This window comes from Geobacillus sp. Manikaran-105 (genome assembly GCF_002809955.1).
In the GTDB taxonomy this organism is placed as follows: Bacteria; Bacillota; Bacilli; order Bacillales; family Anoxybacillaceae; genus Geobacillus; species Geobacillus thermophilus.
In genome coordinates, this window is sequence record NZ_PIJG01000004.1 from 64,190 (window position 1) to 86,646 (window position 22,457).

Here is a 22,457-nt window from a genome sequence, read left to right on the forward strand (position 1 = left end):
GCAAATAAAAAAACGCTCCGCTTACCATATGTAAGGGAGCGACTGATGAATTCGTCCATTTTTCAAGAGCCCAACACACATTGTACCGAATTCCTCAAACAAAGTCAAGCGGTTATTCGTCTTCCTCCGCTTCCTCGAGATCCAGCTCTTCGTCAAGCGGTTCATCGTCCAAATCAAACGGTTCGTCGTCGAGAATGTTCTCATCGTCAAAAGCAACGTCTTCGTCCAGATCGAATTCCTCGTCTTCGAGCAGCTCTTCGTCGTCAAGCTCGAGCTCTTCCTCATCGTAGTCATCAAGATCGTCGTAATCGAGATCCTCTTCGTCAAGCAGCTCTTCGTAATCATCGTATTCATCATCAAGCGCTTTTTTCTTCTTCTTCGGCTTGACGATCGTCACCGTTTCGTCTTCCGTCTGGTCAAACGGATACCACGCACGCAGCCCCCAGACGTTTTCCCCAACGCAAATAAACCGCCCGTCGATGTTTAAATCGGTATAATATTGGGCAAGCCGCGCGGCGATGTCGTCTTCCGCCATGCCGGTTAATACCGCGGCTTCGCGGACGATTTGGTCGAACGGCAGCGCCTCGCGCTTGTCAAGCAAAATGAGGTTCGCCAGTTCGACGAACGACATCTCCTGCAATTCCTCTGGCGAGTATTGCTGCTGCAGGCTCAAGTTCAGCACTCCCCTTCTATATAATGAAACAAATGAATGCAAGTGGAATACATACCATTCATTATAAACAAATTGTCGGGGTTTATGCTACATATTTGGCGAAAAAAGCAAAAGAGAGCCGCCCCTGCAGGCGGGACGGCCTTCGTTCCTCTTGAACCGGCGTCTCTTCCTTTTCTCCTCTTGGCAACGTTTGCGCCGTTCTACATATTCCGCCGGTATTGCCCGCCGACTTCGTACAAGGCGCGGGTGATTTGCCCGAGGCTGGCGACTTTCACGGTTTCCATCAATTCTTCGAAAATGTTGCCGCCGCTTGTCGCCACTTGCTTCAGCCGTTCGAGCGCTGGACCGGCTTTGTCTTTATTCCGCTCTTGGAATTCGCGCAAATTGCGGATTTGCGTCTCTTTTTCTTCATACGTCGCCCGGGCGAGCTGGATGTTGTTCAGCTCCTCCTCTGACGGCGGATTCGGGTTTAAGAACGTATTGACGCCGATGATCGGCAGCTCGCCGCTATGTTTTTTCGTTTCGTAATAAAGCGACTCGTCTTGAATTTTGCCGCGCTGATATTGCGTCTCCATCGCCCCGAGCACGCCGCCGCGGTCGTTCAACCGTTCGAACTCTTGCAGCACCGCTTCTTCCACTAGGTCGGTCAGCTCTTCGATAATGAACGACCCTTGAAGCGGATTTTCGTTTTTCGCCAAGCCAAACTCTTTTGTAATAATGAGCTGGATCGCCATCGCCCGCCGGACCGACTCCTCGGTCGGTGTGGTGATCGCTTCGTCATAGGCGTTCGTGTGCAGCGAGTTGCAATTGTCGTAAATCGCCAACAGCGCCTGCAGCGTCGTGCGAATGTCGTTAAAGTCAATCTCTTGCGCGTGCAGCGAACGGCCGGACGTTTGAATATGGTATTTCAGTTTTTGGCTTCGTTCGTTGGCGCCGTATTTTTCGCGCATGACGACCGCCCAAATGCGGCGCGCAACGCGGCCGATGACCGAATATTCCGGATCGAGGCCGTTGCTGAAGAAAAACGACAAGTTCGGCGCAAAATCGTCAATGTGCATGCCGCGGCTCAAGTAATACTCGACATACGTAAAGCCGTTCGCAAGCGTAAACGCCAGTTGCGTAATCGGGTTGGCGCCGGCTTCGGCGATATGGTAGCCGGAAATCGACACCGAATAATAGTTGCGGACGCGGTGCTTGATGAAATACTCTTGGATGTCGCCCATCATTTTCAAGGCAAAGTCGGTTGAGAAAATGCACGTATTTTGCCCTTGGTCTTCTTTTAAAATATCGGCTTGCACCGTGCCGCGCACCGTTTGCAGCGTATACGCTTTCACTTGTTCGTACTCTTCCGGCGTGAGCGGGCGGCCAAGCTCGGCCTCTTTTTTCTCGACTTGCTGGTCAATCGCCGTGTTCATAAACATCGCCAGCAAAATCGGGGCCGGGCCGTTGATCGTCATCGACACCGAGGTGAGCGGATCGCACAAGTCAAATCCTTTGTACAGTTTTTTCATGTCATCGAGCGTACAAACGCTGACGCCGCTTTCGCCGACCTTGCCGAAAATGTCCGGCCGGTAGTCCGGATCTTCGCCGTAAAGCGTCACCGAGTCAAACGCCGTGCTGAGCCGTTTCGCTTTGTCTTCTTTGCACAAATAGTGGAAGCGGCGGTTTGTGCGCTCCGGCGTCCCTTCGCCCGCAAATTGCCGTTTCGGGTCTTCGCCTTGGCGCTTGAACGGGAAGACGCCGGCTGTATACGGGAACGAGCCGGGGACGTTTTCTTTATACACCCAGCGCAAAATTTCCCCGTAGTCTTTGAATTTCGGCAAGACGACTTTCGGAATGTCCAAACCGGACAACGTTTTCGTCGTCAGTTCGGTGACAATTTCTTTGTCCCGCACTTTTGTCACGAATGTCTTCGCCGCATATTTCGCTTTCGTCTCTTCCCATGTCGCCAAAATGCGCTTCGATTCGGGCGTCAGCTTCGCTTCGTAATCGGCTTTGAGCGTTTCGAGCGCGCGGATCACGTCTTCAGCTTCGTCCCGTTCCTTCGCCGCTTCGATGGCCCCTTCGATTTGGAAGAGGCGTCGGGCCACCTCGACTTGCTGCTCGGCGCGGCGGTGGTACGAGCGGACCGTCTCCGCGATTTCGCGCAAATAGTAGCGGCGCTCATTCGGGATGATGACGTTATGCTTTTCAACGTTGGCAACGGTTTTCAAATTCGTCTTCCAGTTCGTTCCCGTTTTCCGGTTGATCGTATCGACAAGTGCGACAAAAAGCGTATTCGTGCCCGGGTCGTTAAACTGGCTGGCGATCGTGCCGTATACCGGCATTTCCGATAGATCGCGGTCAAACAGCTGATGGCTTCGTTGATACTGCTTCTGCACTTGCCGTTTTGCATCTTCCGAGCCTTTGCGTTCAAACTTGTTAATGGCGATCAAATCGGCGTAATCGATCATATCGATTTTCTCAAGCTGCGTTGGCGCTCCGAATTCGCTTGTCATCACATACATCGAAACGTCGCATACTTCGGTAATGGCGGCATCGCCCTGGCCGATCCCGCTCGTTTCGACAATGACGAGATCAAAACCGGCCGCTTTGACGACCGAAATGGCGTCGCGGATCGCCGGCGACAGCTCAGAGCGGGAATGGCGCGTCGCAAGGCTCCGCATATAGACGCGCGGCGAATGGATGGCATTCATCCGGATCCGGTCGCCTAACAGCGCCCCGCCCGTTTTTTGTTTCGTCGGGTCGACGGACAAAATGGCGATTTTGATATCCGGAATTTCATTTAAAAAGCGGCGCACGAGCTCATCGGTGAGCGAACTTTTCCCCGCCCCGCCCGTGCCGGTGATGCCGAGGACCGGCACACGCTTTTCCATCGTCTTCACTTGCGCAATCGCTGCTTCAGCGGCGGCCGCCGCCTCATCCGTCGCCTCGGCGCGGTATTCGCACAGCGTGATGAGCCGGGCCACGGCTTGCACATCGCCGGTTTGGAGCCGTTCGATTTCATCGGTCACGGCAGTCACGGTCGGAAAATCGCATTCTTCAAGCATGACGTTAATCATTCCTTGCAGGCCGAGGCGTCGGCCGTCTTCCGGCGAGAAAATGCGGGCGATGCCATACTCGTGCAGCTCCTTGATTTCCCGCGGGATGATGACGCCGCCCCCGCCGCCGTAAATGCGGATATGGGATGCGCCCCGCTCTTGAAGCAGGTCATACATATATTTAAAAAACTCCATATGCCCGCCTTGGTACGAGGAGACGGCAATGCCTTGCACGTCTTCTTGAATGGCGGCGTTGACGATTTCTTCGACCGAACGGTTATGGCCTAAATGGATGACCTCGGCGCCGCTCGCCTGCAAAATGCGGCGCATAATGTTGATTGAGGCGTCATGGCCGTCAAACAAGCTCGATGCAGTCACAAAGCGGACGTGATGCTTCGGACGGTAAATGTGCGCCATCGTTTCTTCTCCCCTTTTAGACTCGCTGTTTCTCCATAATCCCCTTTAATAAAAACTTGGTTTGCAGTTCGATATATTCATCGAGTGTATACATTTTCCGCAGCACCCAACGACGGAACGCCCACATTTGCCCAAGAAAGACGATGTTGTGGGCGAACAGGCGGATTTCGCTTTCAGAAAGCTGCAACGCCCCGCTCTCAACGCATGCGCGCAAAATATGTTCGAAAATCGCCGCCATATCGAGTTCTTTATTCAACACATACGGCAGCGATTCTTTGCTTAGCGCTTTCACTTCTTGATACATGACGAGCACTTCATCATCGAGTTCATCAACAACGCGGAAATAGTGGGCAATGGCGCGCCTTAACCCTTCGATCGTGCCATGGTGGGCACCGAGGTCTTGTTCCGTCCGCTCCCGCACCTCGTCGTAAATGCGGTCGCACACGAGATAGAGGACGTCTTCTTTCTTGCGGATGTACTCGTACAACGTGCCGATGCTAAATCCGGACGCTTTGGCGATCTCCCTTGTCGTCGTTTGGTGGAAGCCTTTTTGTTTAAACAGCGAAATGGCGCCTTTAATCATTTCATTGCGCCGTTTTTTCACGAGCTTTTCGTCTTTGACTGAGGCGATTACTTCCCGCTTTTTCATGACCGGTTCCTCTCCCCCCTATCCCCGTTTGGCGGCGAAGCGGCGCCCGCTCCCCCCGCCGTTGGTGCGGGCGCTAAGAGTGCAAAGCAGAATGGACGGCTTCGCCAGTCCATCGATGTGCCGAGCGGTGCGCAAACGGCGGCCAGCCGCCGCGGCGCCGCTGAACAGAGGCGCGGCGTTAATCGCGCGTCAACATGCGCGAAATGACGAGACGCTGAATTTCTTGCGTTCCTTCGTAAATTTGCGTAATTTTCGCATCGCGCATAAACCGCTCAACTGGATAGTCTTTCGTGTAGCCGTTGCCGCCGAAAATTTGCACCGCCTCAACGGTCACTTTCATGGCTGTGTCGCCGGCAAACAACTTCGCCATCGCCGACGCTTTGCCGTACGGCAGGCCGTTTGACTCAAGCCATGCCGCTTGATACGTCAAGAGCCGCGCTGCTTCAATCGCCGTCGCCATATCGGCGAGTTTAAAGGCGACGCCTTGCTGCTCGGCAATCGGTTTGCCAAACTGGACGCGCTGCTTGGCGTAATCGACTGCGGCGTCAAGCGCCCCTTGAGCGATGCCGACCGCTTGGGCGGCAATGCCGTTTCGGCCGCCGTCAAGCGTCATCATGGCGATTTTGAACCCTTCTCCTTCTCGGCCGAGCAAGTTTTCTTTCGGGATGCGGCAGTCTTCAAAAATGAGCTCGGTCGTCGGCGACGAACGGATGCCGAGTTTCTTTTCTTTTTTGCCGATTGAAAAGCCCGGCGTCCCTTTCTCGACGATAAAGGCGCTGATTCCTTTATGCCGCTTTTCCGGGTCGGTGACGGCAAAGACGACGTAAATTTCCGCCTCGCCGCCGTTGGTGATCCATACTTTCGACCCGTTTAACACGTAATGGTCGCCGTCTTTTACAGCGCGCGTTTTCATCGACGCGACGTCAGACCCGGCCCCCGGCTCGGACAGCCCGTACGCCCCGAGCTTTTCCCCGGTCGCCAAGGCGCGCAAATACTTCTGCTTTTGCTCTTCCGTGCCGAACTTGTAAATCGGCCAGCTGGCGAGCGAAATGTGGGCGGAGAGCGTCACCCCGGTTGAAGCGCAGACGCGCGACAGTTCCTCAACGGCGATGACATACGCCAAATAGTCGCTGCCGATGCCGCCGTACTCTTCCGGCCACGGAATGCCGGTTAAGCCGAGTTCCGCCATTTTGTTGAAAATGCTGCGGTCAAACCGCTCTTCTTCATCGCGTTCAGCGGCTGTCGGCGCCACTTCGTTTTCAGCAAATTCGCGCACCATTTTTCGCAGCATTTCATGTTCTTCGCTTAGTTGAAAGTTCATCTTTCCATTCCCCCGTTATTGTATAGTCAAATAGAGCTAGGAATAGAGCTTTCGCATCTAGTTTGGATTGGTTCATCAACATGCCTATATAGATGCAACGAAAAAGTTTCACATATCCTTGACGGAAAAGTTGCTTATCTATTTTTCGACTGTCGAGGGCAAGCCACAGGCTTGCCCCCGTCACGCCAAGGCGTGACGGGAGGCCGAACAACCGCTCGCTTCACAGACCCATACATGGGTCTGAAAGCGGCGTTGTTCGGTCGCTCGACAGTCAATCCAATGCTCGGTAAAAGCTGCAAATGTGAAAGCTTCAAATGGCATCTATACAGTTACAAATGTTTGCTGATGACGATGCGTTGGATTTCGCTCGTTCCTTCGTAAATTTGCGTAATTTTCGCATCGCGGAACAGCCGCTCGACGGGATAATCTTTCGTATAGCCGTTGCCGCCGAACACTTGCACAGCTTCGATGGCGTTGTCCATGGCGGCTTGTGAAGCGAACAGCTTTGCCATCGACGCCTCTTTGCTGCACGGCAGCCCTTGGGCGCGCAGCCAGGCGGCGCGGTAGACGAGCCATTTCGCCGCCTCGGCTGCTGTCGCCATATCGGCGAGCTTAAAGGCGACGCCTTGCTGTTCGGCAATCGGCTTGCCAAATTGCACCCGCTCTTTTGCATAGGCGACGGCGTGCTCGACGGCTGCCTCGGCGATGCCGAGCGCCTGGGCGGCGATGCCGATTCGGCCGACGTCAAGATTCGCCATCGCGATTTTAAACCCTTCTCCTTCCTGGCCAAGCAAGTTTTCCGCCGGCACTTCCGCATCCTCGAACGTAATCGTCACCGTGCGCGACCCGTGCAGCCCCATTTTTTTCTCGTCTTTGCCGATCGCCATCCCTTTCGTTCCTTTTTCGACGATGAACGCCGAGATGCCGCGGCTGCCCGCTTCATCCGGATTCGTGCGGGCGAATACGATATACGTATCCGCTTCGCCGCCGTTTGTAATGAAAATTTTCGATCCGTTCAAGACGTACACATCGCCGCGGCGCACCGCTTTTGTCTTCAAGCTTTTTGCGTCCGAGCCGGCGCTCGGTTCGGTGAGGCAAAACGCCCCCAAATATTCGCCTCGGGCAAGCTTTGTCACGTATTTTTGCTTCTGCTCCTCGGTGCCGAAGTACAAAATCGGGTTTGTGCCGACCGATGTATGCACCGACAAAATGACGCCGACTGTCGGGCTTACTTTCGAAATTTCATGAATGGCGATAATGTAGGAAATGAAATCCATGCCCGCACCGCCGTACTTCTCGGGAACCGTGATCCCCATCAAGCCGAGTTCCGCCATTTTCTTTAAAATCGGGCGCGGAAATTCCCCTTGCTCCATGCGCTCGACAAACGGGGCAATTTCCGCTGCGGCAAACTCGCGCACCATTTGCCGCATCATTTCCTGCTCTTCGGTAAAGCGAAATTGCATGAGATGGCCTCTCCCTTCCTCTTGTTGCTGGCTCGATGTTGCATTTGGCGCCGCCCGCCTCGCCGCCGCATGCATGGCTTAGGCGGTTCAACGGCATATGGGCGAAACCGATTGCCGGCTGATGCCGCCGCGCTTATTCGTACGTGTAAAATCCGCGGCCTGTCTTGCGGCCGAGCCAGCCGGCTTTCACATATTTGCGCAAAAGCGGGCACGGGCGGTATTTGTCATCGCCAAACCCTTCGTGAAGGGTTTCCATAATGTACAAGCATGTATCCAGCCCGATAAAGTCGGCGAGCGTGAGCGGCCCCATCGGATGGTTCATGCCGAGCTTCATCACCTCATCGATGGCTTCCTTCGTCGCCACCCCTTCATATAAGGCATAAATGGCTTCGTTGATCATCGGCATTAAGACACGGTTGGAAATAAACCCTGGAAAATCGTTCACTTCGACCGGCACTTTGCCGAGCTTCCGGGTGACCGCCTCGATCGTTTCGTATACGTCATCCGCTGTCGCCAAGCCGCGGATGATTTCGACCAGTTTCATGACCGGCACCGGATTCATAAAGTGCATGCCGATCACGTTCTCCGGCCGCTTCGTCGCCGCTGCGATTTCCGTGATCGGCAGCGACGACGTATTCGAGGCCAGGATCGCCTCCGGGCGGGCGATTTCGTCGAGCTCCGCAAACAGCTTCGTTTTCACATCCATGTTTTCGACGACCGCCTCAATGATGAGATCCGCTTTGGCGGCATCACGCAGGTCGGTGGAACGGACGAGCCGCGACAGCGCGGCGTCTTTGGCTTCGGCTGTCATCTTGCCTTTTTCCACTTGGCGGCCGAGCAGCTTGTCGATAGTGGCCAGCCCTTTATCGAGTTGGGCTTCGCTAATGTCGTATAACAACACGTCATAGCCGGCGACAGCGCATACTTGGGCGATGCCTGACCCCATCTGTCCGGCGCCGACGACCATAATCGTTTTGACGTCCATCACTCGATCCCCCTATATAGAAAAATTCGCAAACGCTCTTGTTCGTTTATTGGCTCCGTCCCGGGACAACTCAGATCGCAAACTAGCGGCCGCAGCGCCCAAGGAGGCGGCAGGCCATCCATATTCCAAAACCGCGGCCGCCCCACCGCCAAGCAAACCGCCTCCTGTATGGCGACAACGCCGTCAGGCGGCATGACGCGTCACGCCTCGACGGCGCGCGGCCGCGATGACGCGGCAGGCCATGCTTTATACTTCGATTAAGATGGCGTCGCCTTGACCGCCGCCGCTGCAAATCGCGGCAATGCCCAGCCCTCCGCCGCGGCGCTTCAACTCATGGGCGAGCGTCAAGATGATGCGCGCCCCGCTCGCGCCGATCGGATGACCGAGGGCGACAGCGCCGCCGTTGACGTTTACTTTTTCCGGATCAAGCCCGGCGATTTGAATGGCGGCAAGCGCAACCGCGGCAAACGCTTCGTTCACTTCGAACAAGTCAATGTCGTCAACGGTCTTTCCTGTTTTGCGGAGCAGTTCGTTGATGACAAGCCCCGGCGTTTTCGGGAAATCTTTCGCCTCGACGGCGATGGCCGTGTGGGCGACGACCGTCGCCAGCGGCTCGAGCCCCTCGCGGGCGGCGCGCTCCTGGCTCATCAACACAAGCGCGGCAGCGCCATCGTTGACGCCTGGGGCGTTCCCGGCCGTGATCGTGCCTTCGGGGTCAAACACCGGTTTCAGTTTCGCCAACGCTTCAAGCGACGTATCTTTGCGCGGCGCCTCGTCGCGTTCAACGACAAGCGGCTCACCTTTGCGCTGCGGAATCGAAACCGGCACGATTTCTTCCGCCAGCCGCCCGGCTTCGATGGCGGCAATGGCGCGCATATGGCTGCGGTACGCCCACTCGTCTTGCGCCTCCCTCGTAATGCCGAGCTCTTTCGCCGTATTCCCGCCGTAGACGCCCATATGAACGCCGGTGAAGCTGCACGTGAGGCCGTCATACACCATTAAATCTTTCACCGTGCTGTCGCCCATCCGCAGCCCCCAGCGCGCTTTCGGAAGCACATACGGGGCGTTGCTCATCGATTCCATCCCGCCGGCGACGATGATATCAGCCTCGCCTAAACGGATGAGCTGATCGGCAAGCGTCACGGCGCGCATGCCGGACGCGCATACTTTGTTCACCGTCTCGGTGCGAACGTGCCACGGAATGCCGGCATGGCGCATCGCCTGCCGCGACGGAAGCTGCCCTTGTCCGCCTTGCAAGACGGTGCCCAAAATGACATGATCAACTTGTTCGGCGCTCACGTTGGCGCGGACAAGCGCCTCTTTGACGGCGACGCCGCCGAGCTCAGGCGCTGACAGCGCTTGCAAGGCGCCGCCCAATTTTCCAAACGGGGTGCGCACCCCGCTCACAATCACTGTTTTCCCCATGGTTCCTTCTCCCCCTTTTTCGAATAAGAAAGCGATTACAAAAACACAGACTGAACGCTCGCTCGATAGCAGTGCGAAAGAGAAGGCGTACCGCTGTACACCTCCCCTTTCATTATACTTATTATTTTAAAAAATATAAATTGTCTATGCAACTATTTTTATGATGCGGCTTCTTCTTTTTCCTCGCCAAACACCGATTTCGCCAACAGTTCGGCGACATCGTACGTCGCGACGCGATCTTCCACTTCCTTCGCTTTCGTGCCGTCCGACAGCATTGTCAAGCAGTACGGGCAGCCAGAGCTGATGACCGTCGGATTGACAGCAAGCGCCTGCTCGGTGCGAGCGACGTTGATCCGGTTGCCGGTCGTCTCTTCCATCCACATGAGGCCGCCGCCGGCTCCACAGCACATTCCTCGCTCGCGGTTGCGCTCCATTTCAACAAGCTCGACGCCCGGGATGGCGCGCAAAATTTTCCGCGGTGCGTCATAGACGTCATTGTAGCGCCCTAAGTAGCACGAGTCATGGAACGTAATGCGTTCATTTACCGGATATTTTGGCACCAAGCGCCCTTCTTCAATGAGCTTGGCGAGCAATTCGGTATGATGGTACACTTCGGCGTCCAGTCCGAAGTCCGGATATTCGTTTTTGAACGTGTTGTAAGCGTGCGGGTCGATTGTGACAATTTTCTTGACGCCCGCTTTTTCAAACTCGGCGATATTGTTCGTCGCCAGCTCTTGGAATAAAAATTCATTCCCTAACCGGCGCGGCGTGTCGCCCGAGTTTTTCTCCTTGTTGCCTAAAATCGCAAATTTGACGCCTGCTTCATTCAGCAGTTTGGCGAAGGCGAGGGCGATTTTTTGGCTTCGGCTGTCATACGACCCCATCGAACCGACCCAGAACAAATACTCGATTTCCTCTCCTGCTTTCGCCGCCTCTTTGACGGTCGGCACATGCACATCATCGCGCAGCTCACGCCAGTTTTCCCGCTCTTTCCGGTTCAAGCCCCACGGGTTGCCTTGACGTTCGATGTTCGTCATCGCCCGTTGCGCATCCGGATTCATCCGCCCTTCCGTCAACACGAGATAGCGGCGCAAATCGATGATTTTATCGACGTGCTCGTTCATGACCGGGCATTGGTCTTCACAGTTGCGGCACGTCGTACAGGCCCAAATCTCTTCTTCGGTGATGACGTCGCCGATGAGGCTCGGCATTTCAATCGCCGCCGCCTGCTCGGATGCCGCAGCGAACGCGAGCTGGTTGCCTTTCGTGTTTTTAAAGGCGAACACAGGCACCCACGGGGCCCGCGACGTGACGACCGCCCCTTTTTCGGTCAAATGGTCGCGCAGCTTCAAAATCAAATCCATCGGCGACAACATTTTCCCCGTGCCGGTCGCCGGGCACATGCTCGTACAGCGGCCGCACTCGACACAGGCGTACAAGTCGATCAATTGCTTTTGCGTAAAATCTTCAATTTTGCCGACGCCAAACGACTCTTGGCTTTCGTCTTCAAAGTTGATCGGCGAAAGCTTCGGCCGCGTCAGCCGGCTGAAAAAGACGTTGATGGGCGCCGCAATCAAGTGGGCGTGCTTCGACTGCGGAACGTATACAAGGAACGTCAGCAAAATCAACAAATGCACCCACCAGGCGATAAAGAAGAGCGCCGCAGCCCCCGTTTCCCCAACCCAGGAAAACGCGCCAGCGATGAGCGAGGCGACCGGTTCGCTCCATGTCGCCTCTTCGCCGTGCCAAATTCTGCTCATCCCGTTGCCGAACAAAACGGACAACATGAGTCCGCCGATAAAAAGGAGCACAAGTCCGGCTTTGAAATCGCGCTTTAAGCGGACGAGCTTTTCAATATAGCGACGGTAAAAAGCGGCAAACACCGCGATCAAAATGAGCAGGGTGACGATTTCCTGGAAAAACGTAAACCCTGGATACAGCGGCCCAAGCGGCAAATGCGCCCCCGGCGCAAGCCCTTTGATGATAAAATCGATGGCGCCAAACTGAACGAGAATAAACCCATAGAAAAAGACGACGTGAATGATCCCGCTTTTTTTGTCCTTGAGCAGCTTTTTCTGACCAAACACGTTGACCCAAATGTTACGCAGCCGCTCATTCACTTTTTCATCAAACTCGACCTTTTTGCCGAGCTTAATGTACATCGCCCGCGTTTTGACAACATACGCAAACAAATAGACGGCGTAAGCGGTTACAAGAAAAAACGCGAGCCAGTTCACCAACAATAAGGCGTTCATCTTCTCTCCCCTTCCCCCGCTTTTCAGCGAATGTATTGCTATAACAAAAGAAATTTTCAGAATTATACTTACGTCTATTTTACAAATGAATGAGCGTTCAGTCAATAGCCTTTTTATGAGAATTTTGCCGTTGCCGGGCCCGTGCAGCGGAACGTCAAGCAGCGAAGAACGCGGACAGGTCGGAAGCGGGTGTTCGCTCTGCTATTTTTGCGCGTTGTAGGACACATTAATAAGTACTGAAGCGACGCACAGGAGGGAAAAATATGCTCATCATTGCCGTTATTGTGATCATATTCGCACTCGTTTATCTTGATGACAAGCTTGGCCGGCTGATCCTCCGCAACGGGCGCAAAAAAGTCGTGTACCCAAAGCGGCGGAGCGATATGGCCTTGTATGTGAATGGACGGCATTTATTTGCCGATTATTTTGCCGAGCTGCGCCGCGCCCGCGATCATATCCATATTTTGTTTTATATCATCAAGCATGACGAAACGACGGCGCCATTTTTCCAACTTTTAAAGGAAAAAGCGGCGGAAGGGGTGGAAGTGCGCTTGTTGACGGACTGGGTCGGCAGCCTCGGGTTGCCGAAAACGCTCATCCGTTCGCTGAAGGCAAGCGGCGTCGAATTCGCCTACGCCCGCCCGCCGCGCTTTCCGTTTTTCATTTACCGCCTCAACCGCCGCAACCACCGAAAAATTACGGTCATCGATGGAAAGGTCGGGTATATGGGCGGTTTTAACATCGGCCGCGAATACAGTGGAAAGGATGCTAACATCGGAGAATGGCGCGACTATCACTTAAAAATCAGCGGAGAAGGGGTGCACGACTTGCAAGAACAATTTTTGCACGATTGGGAGGAGGCGACGGGCAAAACCGTCGCTGACAAACGCCGCTACTTCCCACCCCTTCACGCCGGCGCCATCCGCCACCAGCTTGTCGCGACTGACGGCGCCGCGCTTGAAGAGCAGTATATCGATGCGATCCGGCAGGCAAAACGAGAAATTATGATCGGCAGCCCCTACTTTATCCCGAGCCGGCCGTTGTTTGACGAGCTTATGCGCGCGATCCGGCGCGGGGTGCGCGTCACGGTCATTGTGCCGCTGCGGGCGGACCATTTATTTGTCCGCGAGGCCGCTTACCCGTATTTTTATCAAATGCTGAAGGCCGGAGCGCGCATTTACCGCTTTTACCAAGGATTTTACCACGCCAAAACGATTGTCGTCGATGAGGAATGGTGCGATGTCGGCACCGCCAACTTTGACCGGCGCAGTCTGTTTCTCAACGGCGAAATCAACTGCTATGTATTCGACCGCGCGTTCACGCAGGTGGTCAAGCGGGCGATCCAACGCGACCTGACGCGCGCCGAGCCGCTGACGCTCGATTTTTGGCGGAAGCGTTCGCTCCTTGACCGCGGCAAAGAATCGATTTCCCAGCTGATTTCCGCCTGGTTGTAGGCAACACGAAAAAAGCCGGCGATGTTCATCACCAACCCGCCTAACAGCGGCTTTCCCCGAGGAGGAACTTGGCAAAATCAGCCTTTTTTCGTGCAAAACCCGGCGCTTGGACGAACGCCCGGACAAAAGGGCAAAGGAATCCCGGCCGAAACCGCCAAACAAAAAACCCGGCCGGCTCCATGTTGGCGATGTGAGATCGCTGCGGGCGCCGGCCGGGATTGAATCAGTTGGCCATCCTGTATCTTCTATTCATTTCCAAAACAATGTCAACCATTGAAACAGCCGCATCCCGAGATACACTCCAACAATGCCGGCAATGCCAGCCAACGCCGGAGGGGCCGGAATCGGCAGGCGGAACAGCGTGAACAAAAAACCGACAACGATGCCGGTGACAAGCGACAGCGCCACTTCTTTCACAAGCAAATCCTCCATCGTTGTTTTTCCTTATGATGCCCAGACAAAAAGGGAAGCAGTCGCTCCCCTCCTTTGTTGCATCTGTTACATTTGTTCCGGGGCGGAAACGCCGATCAACGCCAACGCGTTTTTCAGCGTAATTTGCACCGCCTTCACCAACGCGAGGCGGGCTTTCGTTTTTTCGATGTTGTCCAAATCAAGCACTTTTTCCGCGTTGTAGAAGCTATGGAGCGCCGAAGCCAGCTCAAACGCATAGGCGGTGACGCGGTGCGGCATCCGCTTGAGCGCTGCCTCGGCGACGACGTCCGGGAAGTCGCCGAGCACTTTGAGCAGCTCGATTTCTTTTTCCGTCTCCACTAAATGATGCAAAGCGAGGTCGCCTTCGTACGACACGTTTTGCTCTTCCGCTTGGCGGAGAATGCTTGAGACGCGGGCATGCGCGTATTGGACGTAGTAAACCGGATTTTCATTCGACTGCGACACGGCCAAGTCCATGTCAAAATCCAAATGCGTATCGCCCGAGCGCATCGCAAAGAAGTAGCGGACGGCATCGACGCCGACTTCTTCCATGAGCTCGCGCATCGTCACCGCCTTGCCGGTGCGCTTGCTCATTTTGACGCGCTCGCCGTTTTGGTATAAGTTCACCATTTGGATGATTTCGACTTCGAGCGCCTCCGGATCGTAGCCGAGCGCGGCGATCGCCGCTTTCATGCGCGGAATGTAGCCGTGGTGATCCGCTCCCCAAACGTTAATCAGCTTGGTAAATCCGCGCCGCAGCTTGTCTTGGTGGTAGGCGATGTCCGGAAGCAAGTACGTATACGTGCCGTCCTGCTTAATTAAGACGCGGTCTTTGTCGTCCCCAAACGCCGTCGAACGGAACCATGTCGCCCCGTCCTGCTCGTAAATATAGCCGCGCTCGCGCAAAGTGGAAAGCGCTTCGTCGATTTTGCCGCTTTCATAGAGCGATGTTTCCGAATACCAGACGTCAAACGGCACACGGAAGTCGGCCAAGTCTTTTTTGATTTTTTCAAGCTCATAGCGGAGCCCATAGTCGCGGAAAAAGGCAAGCCTTTCTTCTTCCTCCATTTCGACAAACCGGTCGCCGTACTCTTCGGCAAGCTTTTTGCCGATTTCGACGATATCGTCGCCGTAATAGCCGTCCTCCGGCAACGGCATATCGACACCGAGCGCCTGAAAATAACGGGCTTCGACCGATTTCGCTAAATTGTAAATTTGCTTGCCGGCGTCGTTAATATAGTATTCACGCGTCACGTCAAACCCGGCTTTCGCTAAAATGTTGCAAAGCGAATCGCCGACCGCCGCGCCGCGGGCATGGCCCAAATGCAAGTCGCCGGTCGGGTTGGCGGAGACGAACTCGACTTGCACTTTTTCCCCGTTGCCGACGTTCGATTCGCCATACGCTTGTCCCGCCTGCAAAATCGCCGGCACGACCGCCGTCAAATAGCGGTTGTCCATGTAAAAGTTAATAAATCCCGGCCCCGCCACCTCAATGCGCGCCACCGATACGCGCTCGCGATCAAGCTGCCCGACGATGGCTTCGGCAATCGCCCGCGGCGGCTTTTTCGCAATGCGGGCAAGCTGCATGGCGATGTTCGTCGAGTAATCGCCATGCGCCTTGTCGCGCGGCACCTCCAGCAAGACGTCCGGCAGCTCATCAGCCGAAACGAGCCCGGCTTTCACCGCCGCCTGGCGAATTTCTTCTTTCAGCTGTTCTTTCATTTGTCCGACAATGTTCATCGGCTTATACCCCCTTAAATGTCAACGTCAACGTATGGCGTCCGCTCCGCTCGTTTTGCAAGAAAAGCTCGTAGGAGAGAAAGAGCCGCCCCCGCTTCCGCTTATCGTCATAGTGAAACTCGATCGCATCCGTTTTCGCCGCCATCGCCCACCGCCCAAACACCGTTCCGTAATGGCCCGGCGTTTCTTGCCGGCGGCGGAACGTTTGCCGCATCTCGACCGCTCCGGAGCGAAGGATGGTCACCTCGTCAGGCGCGATTTTCACAATGTTGTTCACCCGCCCGAGTTCGTTTTCCTCCTCAAACTGCAAATAGCCTGTTTCCCCTTTTATGTAATACACCCCGTCCGCCTCAAGCACAACCGTCTCTTGGCGCGGACCGTCGCGAATGACAGCCACTTGGCGGAGGCGCGCCGGGATGCCGTTTGTTTCCTTCATATCGATAAACACACCTTTGCGAACAAACAGTCATAGTTTATAGTATAATGAACTGTTCCGCTCCATTCAAGAGGGGACAAACCCGATGGCAGATTTCCGCTCCAGTGTGCAAAAAAAGGGGCTGGCCCAAAAGGTTGTTTTTCCTTAAACAACACACAACATATCGTTATCTTAATGATTGTTTTATGCCTACATACGGTAATAAGAAAAGGTGTCCCGATCCTTTTGGGACACCCTCTTTGTTCCATCGGTATTTTATGATGACGCCCGAACATTTTTTAACACGTTAATAGCAAAAAGAATGACACCTATCACGACGAGCACCCCGCCAATCGCTGTCACCGGCACGAACGCTTCGTTACCGTAAACGACGAAAATGAGACCGATCATCATGACCGGCAGGCCGATATTGTGCAGCCAGAAATGCACTTTCGCCCATTTCGTCGCCGCCGCTTGTGGAAATAAATGATAGATGATGCCAGCAAGCGTCAAGGCCGTCCAGCCAAGCAAGTTAATATGGACATGGACCGGGGTCAGCGCAAACGAATGGGTCATCGACATGCCAAGCCCAATACAGACGCCAATGACAAAGTACACAACGGAAATTTTGATCAGCTTCACGCCCATCTTCATTCCTCCTCTCCTTTTTCTGTAAATACATTACATATTATTACGCTCCGTACGCTCATATTCCTGCATCTTTTGTCCCACCAAAGAAAAAAGTGCCCTCGCAAACTTGCGATTTAGACGCTTTTTCTCATTTTTCACTTCCCTACCCAACCAAGCAGCATTTCCCGCACAAGCTTGCTCGCCGTATTGGCCGTTTGTTCGGAATGGTCGTAAATCGGTGCGACTTCCACCAGATCGGCGCCAACGACTCGCACGTCGGAGCGGGCGATCTCGTGAATGGCCGAAAGCAGCTCTTTTGACGTAATGCCGCCGGCATCGACCGTCCCGGTGCCTGGGGCGTGAGCCGGGTCAAGCACATCGATGTCGATCGTCACATACACCGGGCGGCCGGCGAGCTTCGGCAGCACGGAGCGAAGCGGTTCAAGCACCTCAAACTTGGCGATGTACATGCCGTTTTCTTTCGCCCACTCAAACTCCTCTTTCATGCCGGAACGGATGCCGAACGAAAAGACATTCGTCGGGCCGATCAAGTCAGCGACCTTGCGGATTGGCGTCGCATGCGACAGCGGCTCGCCTTCGTAATGTTCGCGCAAGTCGGTATGGGCGTCCATGTGAATGACGGCCAAATCCGGGTAATAGTCGTACACCGCTTTGATGACCGGCCAAGAGACGAGATGTTCGCCGCCGAGGCCGAGCGGAAACTTGCCGGCGTCAAGCACCTTTTTCACGAACTGCTCAATCAGCTCTAAACTGCGGGCCGCATTGCCAAATGGCAGCGGAATGTCTCCAGCGTCAAAGTAGCGGATGTCTTTGAGTTCGCGGTCCAAATATGGGCTGTACTCCTCAAGCCCGATTGACACTTCGCGGATGCGGGCCGGGCCAAACCGCGAGCCAGGCCGGTAGCTGACCGTCCAGTCCATCGGCATGCCGTAAATGACGGCTTCGCTTTCTTCAAAATTCGGATGGCTGCCAATAAAGACGTTGCCCGAATAAGCTTCATCAAATCGCATTGCCTGCGCCCCCTTACTTCGTTAAATCCGCGACAAATTTCGGCAAGACGAAACACGCTTTGTGCAATTCTTTCGTGTAGTATTTCGTCTCAATGTCATGGAACCGGTCGTCGCTCACCGCAAGCGGGTCGTATTTTTTCGAGCCGAGCGTAAACGTCCAGAGCCCGCTCGGATACGTCGGAATGTTCGCCGTATACAAACGGGTGATTGGGAAAATTTCCTTCACATCGCGGTAGACGTTGCGGATCAAGTCTGCTTTAAACCACGGATTGTCCGTTTGGGCGACGAAAATGCCGTCTTCCTTCAACGCGTTGGCGATGCCGGCATAAAACCCTTTTGTGAACAAGTTGACCGCTGGGCCGACTGGTTCGGTTGAGTCAACCATAATGACGTCATACTCGTTTTCGCTTTTGGCGATATGCATAAACCCGTCATCGACTTTCACTTCGACGCGCGGATCATCGAGTTTGCCGGCAATCTCCGGCAAGTAGGTTTTCGAGCACTCGATCACTTTGCCGTCAATTTCGACAAGCGTCGCTTTTTTGACGCTCGGGTGCTTCAGCACTTCACGAATGACGCCGCCGTCGCCGCCGCCGACGACAAGCACGTTTTCCGGATTGGGGTGGGTGAACAACGGCACGTGGGCGACCATTTCATGGTAGACGAATTCGTCTTTTTGCGTTGTCATGACCATGCCGTCTAGAATGAGCATGTTGCCAAACTCCGCCGTTTCGACCATATCAAGTTTTTGGAACGGCGTCTGTTCTGTATGTAAAGTGCGGACGATGCGTGCGGTGATGCCAAAATGCTCCGTTTGCTTTTCGGTAAACCAAAGTTCCATTCGGTAACATCCTTTCTCCGGGCGTTGCTTACTATACAAGTTTTCCTTAGCCAACGAAAAACTAAACATGAAAAAGTATAGAGCAATCTAGCAAAAATGCAAGAGGAACAAGTTTAAAATAAAAAATTTTTTTTTATACTGGTAAGAAAAAGCGGAAAACCTCGCTGGCGAAGCCTTGACAAAAGCAAGGCGGCGCATTCAGCCGGGCGTCCGCCCGCATGTCTAAAACAACGCCAAAACCGTTGAGGTGATGCGCAATGGAACCGATCCCGGGCAGCCGTTTTCGCGGCACGTGGAAATATGTGCGCGCCGCCGTCTTTATCGGCTTTTTTCTCGTCATCTTTGCCTTCGCCGCTCTCGGGAGCTTTGTGTTGTTCGCGAAAATCGAAGGCGCCCCGCCGGTCGCCGTGCCGCAGACGACGATTTTTTATGCGGACGACGGCCGCAAAATCGGGGAAAGCGACCATGGACAAAAGCGGTACTGGGTTCATCTCGGTGACATTTCCCCGCACGTCATCGAGGCGACGATTGCCGTTGAGGACCGAAAGTTTTACGAACACCACGGGTTTGATTTGAAACGGATCGCCGGCGCGGTGCTCGCCAATCTCGAGGCCATGGACAAAGTGCAAGGAGCGAGCACGATCACCCAGCAATATGCACGCAACTTGTTTTTAACACATGAGAAAACGTGGTCGCGAAAAATCCAGGAAGCGCTGTACACGATCCGCCTTGAAGCCAACTACAGCAAAGATCAAATTTTAGAAGGCTATTTAAATACGATTTACTACGGCCATGGCGCCTACGGCATCGAGGCAGCAGCGCGCTATTATTTCGGCAAGCACGCGAGCGAGCTGACGCTGAGCGAGGCGGCGATGCTCGCCGGCATTCCGAAAGGGCCGTATTACTACTCGCCGCTTGTCAACGAGGCGCGGGCAAAAGCGCGGCAAAAAATCGTGCTCACCTCCATGGTGGAAGCCGGCTACATCAGCCGCGAAGAAGCGGAGCGGGCGTACCGTGACAAGCTCGTTTACATCCGCCACCGCGAACGAGAGCAGCCTGTGGCCCCGTATTTCCAAGATGTTGTGAAACAGCAGCTGCGCACGAAGCTTGGCCTTGATGAGCGGACGATTGAGCTCGGGGGGCTGCGCGTCTACACAACGCTCGACCGACGCCTGCAGCGAATCGCCGAAGAACAAGTTAAGCAAGTCATCAGTCCCCATTCTGCCATCCAGGCGGCATTGGTGGCCATGGATCCGCGCACAGGGGAAGTAAAGGCGCTCATCGGCGGACGCAACTACGAAGAAAGCCCGTTCAACCGGGCCGTGCAGGCGGAACGCCAGCCAGGGTCGACATTTAAGCCGTTTTTGTATTACGCGGCGATCGAGCAAGGATTCACCCCATCGACCCAACTGCGCAGCGAACTGACCACCTTTACGTTTGACGGGGGCCGATCGTCGTACACCCCCCATAATTACAATGACTACTATGCCAACGGCCCGATCACGCTCGCCGAGGCGCTCGCCGTATCCGACAACGTCTTTGCGGTGAAAACGCTCCAGTTCATCGGCGCCGACAAACTCGTCGACACAGCGAAAGCGCTCGGCATCACAAGCAGATTGAAAGCAGTGCCGTCGTTGGCGCTCGGCACCTCGCCCGTGAAAGTGATCGACATGGTGGCCGCGTACAGCACGCTCGCCAACTACGGCAAACAAACCGAACCGGTGTTTATTCAAAAAGTCGTCGACGCAAACGGAAACGTGCTGTATGAACATAAGCCGGAGAGCCGGCAAGTGCTCGACCGCGACGCGGCGTTTGTGACGACCCATTTAATGACCGGAATGTTCGACCCAAAGCTTAACGGCTATACGACCGTCACCGGGCAATCGATCGCCGATGAAATGACGCGCCCGTACGCCGGCAAGTCCGGGACGACGAAAACGGACAGCTGGATGATCGGGTTCGCCCCGCAACTAGTCGCCGGCGTCTGGACCGGCTACGACCGCGGCGAAACGATGAGCCGCTTTGACGAAAAGCAATACGCGAAACAAATATGGATCCGCTTTATGGAGAAAAGCCTCGCCGGCGAGCCGAAAAAATCGTTCAAGCCGACCAAAGGCGTCATCGGCGTCTACATCGACCCGCAAAACGGCAAGCTGGCCACCGACTCCTGTCCGGTGAAACGAAAAACGTACTATCTCATCGGTACAGAACCGACCGACTATTGCACCGACCATTTGGAAAAGAAAAAGAAGAAAAAAGAAGACGGAAAAAGCTGGTTCGAGAAATGGTTTCCATGGTTTTAAACAAGAAAATCCCCTGCGTTTGCCCGCAGGGGATTTTCTTGTCCTAGTTTTCCTGTGTTATACATGTAGATTTAGTTTATCCTTTTTTCCAGATAAGAACAAGCCCTTAGGCAAACATGTTCACAAAACCGTCACAATTCGCCTTCGAGTCCTTTTTTCAGTTCATCGCTCGAGCGGTTCCACATCCCGATGTCGTGCCCTTTCAAAAAGTCGGCGAGCACCCGCTTCGACTTAGCGTCCATATGATCGACGATGATATGCCGTTTCAGCGATTTATCGAGCCGGTTCACATGTTCCGGCAATAACTTATAACCGCGGCGCGCCTCACGGTCGATCGTCATTTCGCACGCCGTCACCCCGGCGTAATACGGACCGTCCTCGCGGCGCTCGATCGTCACCCAGACGATCCAATACGGCTTGCCGTTTGGCACGGCGGAGCGATCCGGCAAAAACTTGATGCCGCGCTCAACAGAGCTGCGGGCATGCATCGCCCCCATATCAACGAACGCTTCACCCGCTTCGACGTCAATGATGACCGGCGACACGTTTTCTAGGCTCAATGCCCCGGCGCCAAAGCCGCGGTGCCCGTCGGTCGGGTCGTCTTTGATGATATTAAAGCCGATGTTTTTTTTCTTTTTTTGCTCCATCCGCTTGTTCCTCCTTCCTACATAAACAAGCTGGCCACAAGTGACTGCAAGTTCTCAAGCACAAACGGCAGCGCCACTTGAAACACCGGCTCAATCGTATAGCGATCGAGCGGCGTCAGCACGAGAACAAGGAAAATGAGCGCCCCGTACGTTTCCCACTGCGTCATTTTCGCCCGCAGCCCATCCGGGGCCAAGTCTTCAATAATACGATACCCATCAAGCGGCGGAAACGGCAATAAATTAAACACAAACAAGACGGCGTTCAAGCTGATAAAAATTTGGAAAAACAGATCAAACCCGGCCGCAAACCAATCCGGCAGCGCCCGCATGATGCCGAAATCGATCATCGCGTACCAAATGACAAATCCAAGCGCGGCAAGCACGAGGTTGCTTAGCGGTCCGGCAACCGACACGAGAATGCCGGCAAGGCGCGGATTTTTGAAATAAAAGCGATTGACTGGCACCGGGCGCGCCCAGCCAAACCCGGCGAGAAAGATCAGCAAAGTTCCAAGCAAATCCAAATGGGCAAACGGTGATAACGTCAGCCGCCCTTGGTTTTTCGCCGTCGGATCGCCGAACTTGTAGGCGACGTACGCATGGGCGAACTCATGCACGGAAAATGCTAACGCCAGCGTCAAGAGCACGTACGGAATTTCACTTAACGAATACGGCAAAATTCGATCCACTTCATAAACTCCTTTTCCCTATATTCACTATCTTTAGTATACATGATTA

General features: G+C 54.5%; 18 protein-coding genes. 2 read left to right on the plus strand and 16 right to left on the minus strand.

The genetic code is table 11. The features are described from left to right. Positions 1 to 112: 112 nt before the first annotated feature. The 8 genes from rpoE to CV945_RS02345 form a co-directional block, all read right to left on the minus strand. Positions 113 to 673: a DNA-directed RNA polymerase subunit delta gene (rpoE, locus tag CV945_RS02310; protein ID WP_100659063.1), complete on the minus strand. Its 561-nt coding sequence runs from the start codon at positions 671 to 673 to the stop codon at positions 113 to 115. Positions 674 to 873: 200 nt separating this feature from the next. Continuing rightward, complete coding sequence (gene icmF, locus CV945_RS02315; RefSeq protein WP_100659064.1) at positions 874 to 4,131, minus strand: fused isobutyryl-CoA mutase/GTPase IcmF; 3,258 nt, start codon at positions 4,129 to 4,131, stop codon at positions 874 to 876. 16 nt (positions 4,132 to 4,147) lie between these two features. Continuing rightward, a complete protein-coding gene (locus CV945_RS02320) occupies positions 4,148 to 4,780 on the minus strand; it encodes a TetR/AcrR family transcriptional regulator (protein ID WP_095860125.1) in 633 nt (210 codons plus the stop codon). Positions 4,781 to 4,958: 178 nt separating this feature from the next. Further along, positions 4,959 to 6,101 carry an acyl-CoA dehydrogenase gene (locus tag CV945_RS02325; protein ID WP_044745366.1) on the minus strand — a complete coding sequence of 381 codons (1,143 nt, stop codon included), beginning with the start codon at positions 6,099 to 6,101 and terminating at the stop codon, positions 4,959 to 4,961. Positions 6,102 to 6,430: 329 nt separating this feature from the next. Beyond that, positions 6,431 to 7,564: an acyl-CoA dehydrogenase gene (locus CV945_RS02330; RefSeq protein ID WP_033010749.1), complete on the minus strand. Its 1,134-nt coding sequence runs from the start codon at positions 7,562 to 7,564 to the stop codon at positions 6,431 to 6,433. Between the two features lie 133 nt (positions 7,565 to 7,697). Further along, positions 7,698 to 8,549, minus strand: a complete 852-nt coding sequence (locus CV945_RS02335; RefSeq protein WP_033010748.1) for a 3-hydroxybutyryl-CoA dehydrogenase — start codon at positions 8,547 to 8,549, stop codon at positions 7,698 to 7,700. Between the two features lie 246 nt (positions 8,550 to 8,795). Further along, positions 8,796 to 9,974 (minus strand): acetyl-CoA C-acetyltransferase, encoded by a 1,179-nt coding sequence (locus tag CV945_RS02340; RefSeq protein ID WP_033010747.1) that lies wholly within the window; start codon positions 9,972 to 9,974, stop codon positions 8,796 to 8,798. 158 nt (positions 9,975 to 10,132) lie between these two features. Further along, positions 10,133 to 12,229 carry a (Fe-S)-binding protein gene (locus CV945_RS02345; RefSeq protein ID WP_100659065.1) on the minus strand — a complete coding sequence of 699 codons (2,097 nt, stop codon included), beginning with the start codon at positions 12,227 to 12,229 and terminating at the stop codon, positions 10,133 to 10,135. Between the two features lie 263 nt (positions 12,230 to 12,492). Here CV945_RS02345 and cls point away from each other — a divergent pair, with 263 nt between their 5' ends. Continuing rightward, positions 12,493 to 13,683, plus strand: a complete 1,191-nt coding sequence (gene cls / locus CV945_RS02350) for a cardiolipin synthase (protein ID WP_033010745.1) — start codon at positions 12,493 to 12,495, stop codon at positions 13,681 to 13,683. Between the two features lie 249 nt (positions 13,684 to 13,932). Here cls and CV945_RS02355 read toward each other — a convergent pair whose 3' ends face one another. The 6 genes from CV945_RS02355 to speE form a co-directional block, all read right to left on the minus strand. Continuing rightward, the gene (locus CV945_RS02355) at positions 13,933 to 14,100 is read right to left on the minus strand and encodes a XapX domain-containing protein (RefSeq protein ID WP_100659073.1); all 168 of its coding nucleotides are present in this window, start codon (positions 14,098 to 14,100) and stop codon (positions 13,933 to 13,935) included. An 81-nt stretch (positions 14,101 to 14,181) separates the two neighbouring features. After that, positions 14,182 to 15,855, minus strand: a complete 1,674-nt coding sequence (argS, locus tag CV945_RS02360; RefSeq protein ID WP_063330598.1) for an arginine--tRNA ligase — start codon at positions 15,853 to 15,855, stop codon at positions 14,182 to 14,184. Between the two features lie 4 nt (positions 15,856 to 15,859). Continuing rightward, positions 15,860 to 16,291 carry a YwiB family protein gene (locus tag CV945_RS02365; protein WP_033010742.1) on the minus strand — a complete coding sequence of 144 codons (432 nt, stop codon included), beginning with the start codon at positions 16,289 to 16,291 and terminating at the stop codon, positions 15,860 to 15,862. A gap of 255 nt (positions 16,292 to 16,546) precedes the next feature. Beyond that, a complete protein-coding gene (locus CV945_RS02370; RefSeq protein WP_080729614.1) occupies positions 16,547 to 16,924 on the minus strand; it encodes a cytochrome-c oxidase in 378 nt (125 codons plus the stop codon). Positions 16,925 to 17,055: 131 nt separating this feature from the next. Next, the gene (gene speB / locus CV945_RS02375) at positions 17,056 to 17,931 is read right to left on the minus strand and encodes an agmatinase (protein WP_096226036.1); all 876 of its coding nucleotides are present in this window, start codon (positions 17,929 to 17,931) and stop codon (positions 17,056 to 17,058) included. 13 nt (positions 17,932 to 17,944) lie between these two features. Then, positions 17,945 to 18,772, minus strand: coding sequence for a polyamine aminopropyltransferase (speE, locus tag CV945_RS02380; RefSeq protein ID WP_100659066.1), 828 nt, complete (start codon positions 18,770 to 18,772; stop codon positions 17,945 to 17,947). 257 nt (positions 18,773 to 19,029) lie between these two features. Here speE and CV945_RS02385 point away from each other — a divergent pair, with 257 nt between their 5' ends. Further along, a complete protein-coding gene (locus CV945_RS02385) occupies positions 19,030 to 21,075 on the plus strand; it encodes a transglycosylase domain-containing protein (RefSeq protein WP_100659067.1) in 2,046 nt (681 codons plus the stop codon). A 131-nt stretch (positions 21,076 to 21,206) separates the two neighbouring features. On the opposite strand, the gene CV945_RS02390 is transcribed toward CV945_RS02385, so the two are convergent. Continuing rightward, complete coding sequence (locus CV945_RS02390) at positions 21,207 to 21,722, minus strand: YwhD family protein (protein ID WP_063330595.1); 516 nt, start codon at positions 21,720 to 21,722, stop codon at positions 21,207 to 21,209. A gap of 17 nt (positions 21,723 to 21,739) precedes the next feature. Then, the gene (locus CV945_RS02395) at positions 21,740 to 22,408 is read right to left on the minus strand and encodes a site-2 protease family protein (protein WP_033011009.1); all 669 of its coding nucleotides are present in this window, start codon (positions 22,406 to 22,408) and stop codon (positions 21,740 to 21,742) included. Positions 22,409 to 22,457 lie beyond the last annotated feature (49 nt).

Excerpts from the sequence above, each read along its gene's own strand:
- CV945_RS02345 (WP_100659065.1), bottom strand. The coding sequence starts at position 12,229 with ATGAACGCCTTATTGTTGGTGAACTGGCTCGCGTTTTTTCTTGTAACC.
- CV945_RS02385 (WP_100659067.1), top strand. The coding sequence starts at position 19,030 with ATGGAACCGATCCCGGGCAGCCGTTTTCGCGGCACGTGGAAATATGTG.
- CV945_RS02365 (WP_033010742.1), bottom strand. The coding sequence starts at position 16,291 with ATGAAGGAAACAAACGGCATCCCGGCGCGCCTCCGCCAAGTGGCTGTC.
- cls (WP_033010745.1), top strand. The coding sequence starts at position 12,493 with ATGCTCATCATTGCCGTTATTGTGATCATATTCGCACTCGTTTATCTT.
- CV945_RS02330 (WP_033010749.1), bottom strand. The coding sequence starts at position 7,564 with ATGCAATTTCGCTTTACCGAAGAGCAGGAAATGATGCGGCAAATGGTG.
- CV945_RS02340 (WP_033010747.1), bottom strand. The coding sequence starts at position 9,974 with ATGGGGAAAACAGTGATTGTGAGCGGGGTGCGCACCCCGTTTGGAAAA.
- speE (WP_100659066.1), bottom strand. The coding sequence starts at position 18,772 with ATGGAACTTTGGTTTACCGAAAAGCAAACGGAGCATTTTGGCATCACC.
- icmF (WP_100659064.1), bottom strand. The coding sequence starts at position 4,131 with ATGGCGCACATTTACCGTCCGAAGCATCACGTCCGCTTTGTGACTGCA.
- CV945_RS02335 (WP_033010748.1), bottom strand. The coding sequence starts at position 8,549 with ATGGACGTCAAAACGATTATGGTCGTCGGCGCCGGACAGATGGGGTCA.
- CV945_RS02370 (WP_080729614.1), bottom strand. The coding sequence starts at position 16,924 with ATGAAGATGGGCGTGAAGCTGATCAAAATTTCCGTTGTGTACTTTGTC.
- CV945_RS02390 (WP_063330595.1), bottom strand. The coding sequence starts at position 21,722 with ATGGAGCAAAAAAAGAAAAAAAACATCGGCTTTAATATCATCAAAGAC.
- speB (WP_096226036.1), bottom strand. The coding sequence starts at position 17,931 with ATGCGATTTGATGAAGCTTATTCGGGCAACGTCTTTATTGGCAGCCAT.
- CV945_RS02325 (WP_044745366.1), bottom strand. The coding sequence starts at position 6,101 with ATGAACTTTCAACTAAGCGAAGAACATGAAATGCTGCGAAAAATGGTG.
- CV945_RS02320 (WP_095860125.1), bottom strand. The coding sequence starts at position 4,780 with ATGAAAAAGCGGGAAGTAATCGCCTCAGTCAAAGACGAAAAGCTCGTG.
- argS (WP_063330598.1), bottom strand. The coding sequence starts at position 15,855 with ATGAACATTGTCGGACAAATGAAAGAACAGCTGAAAGAAGAAATTCGC.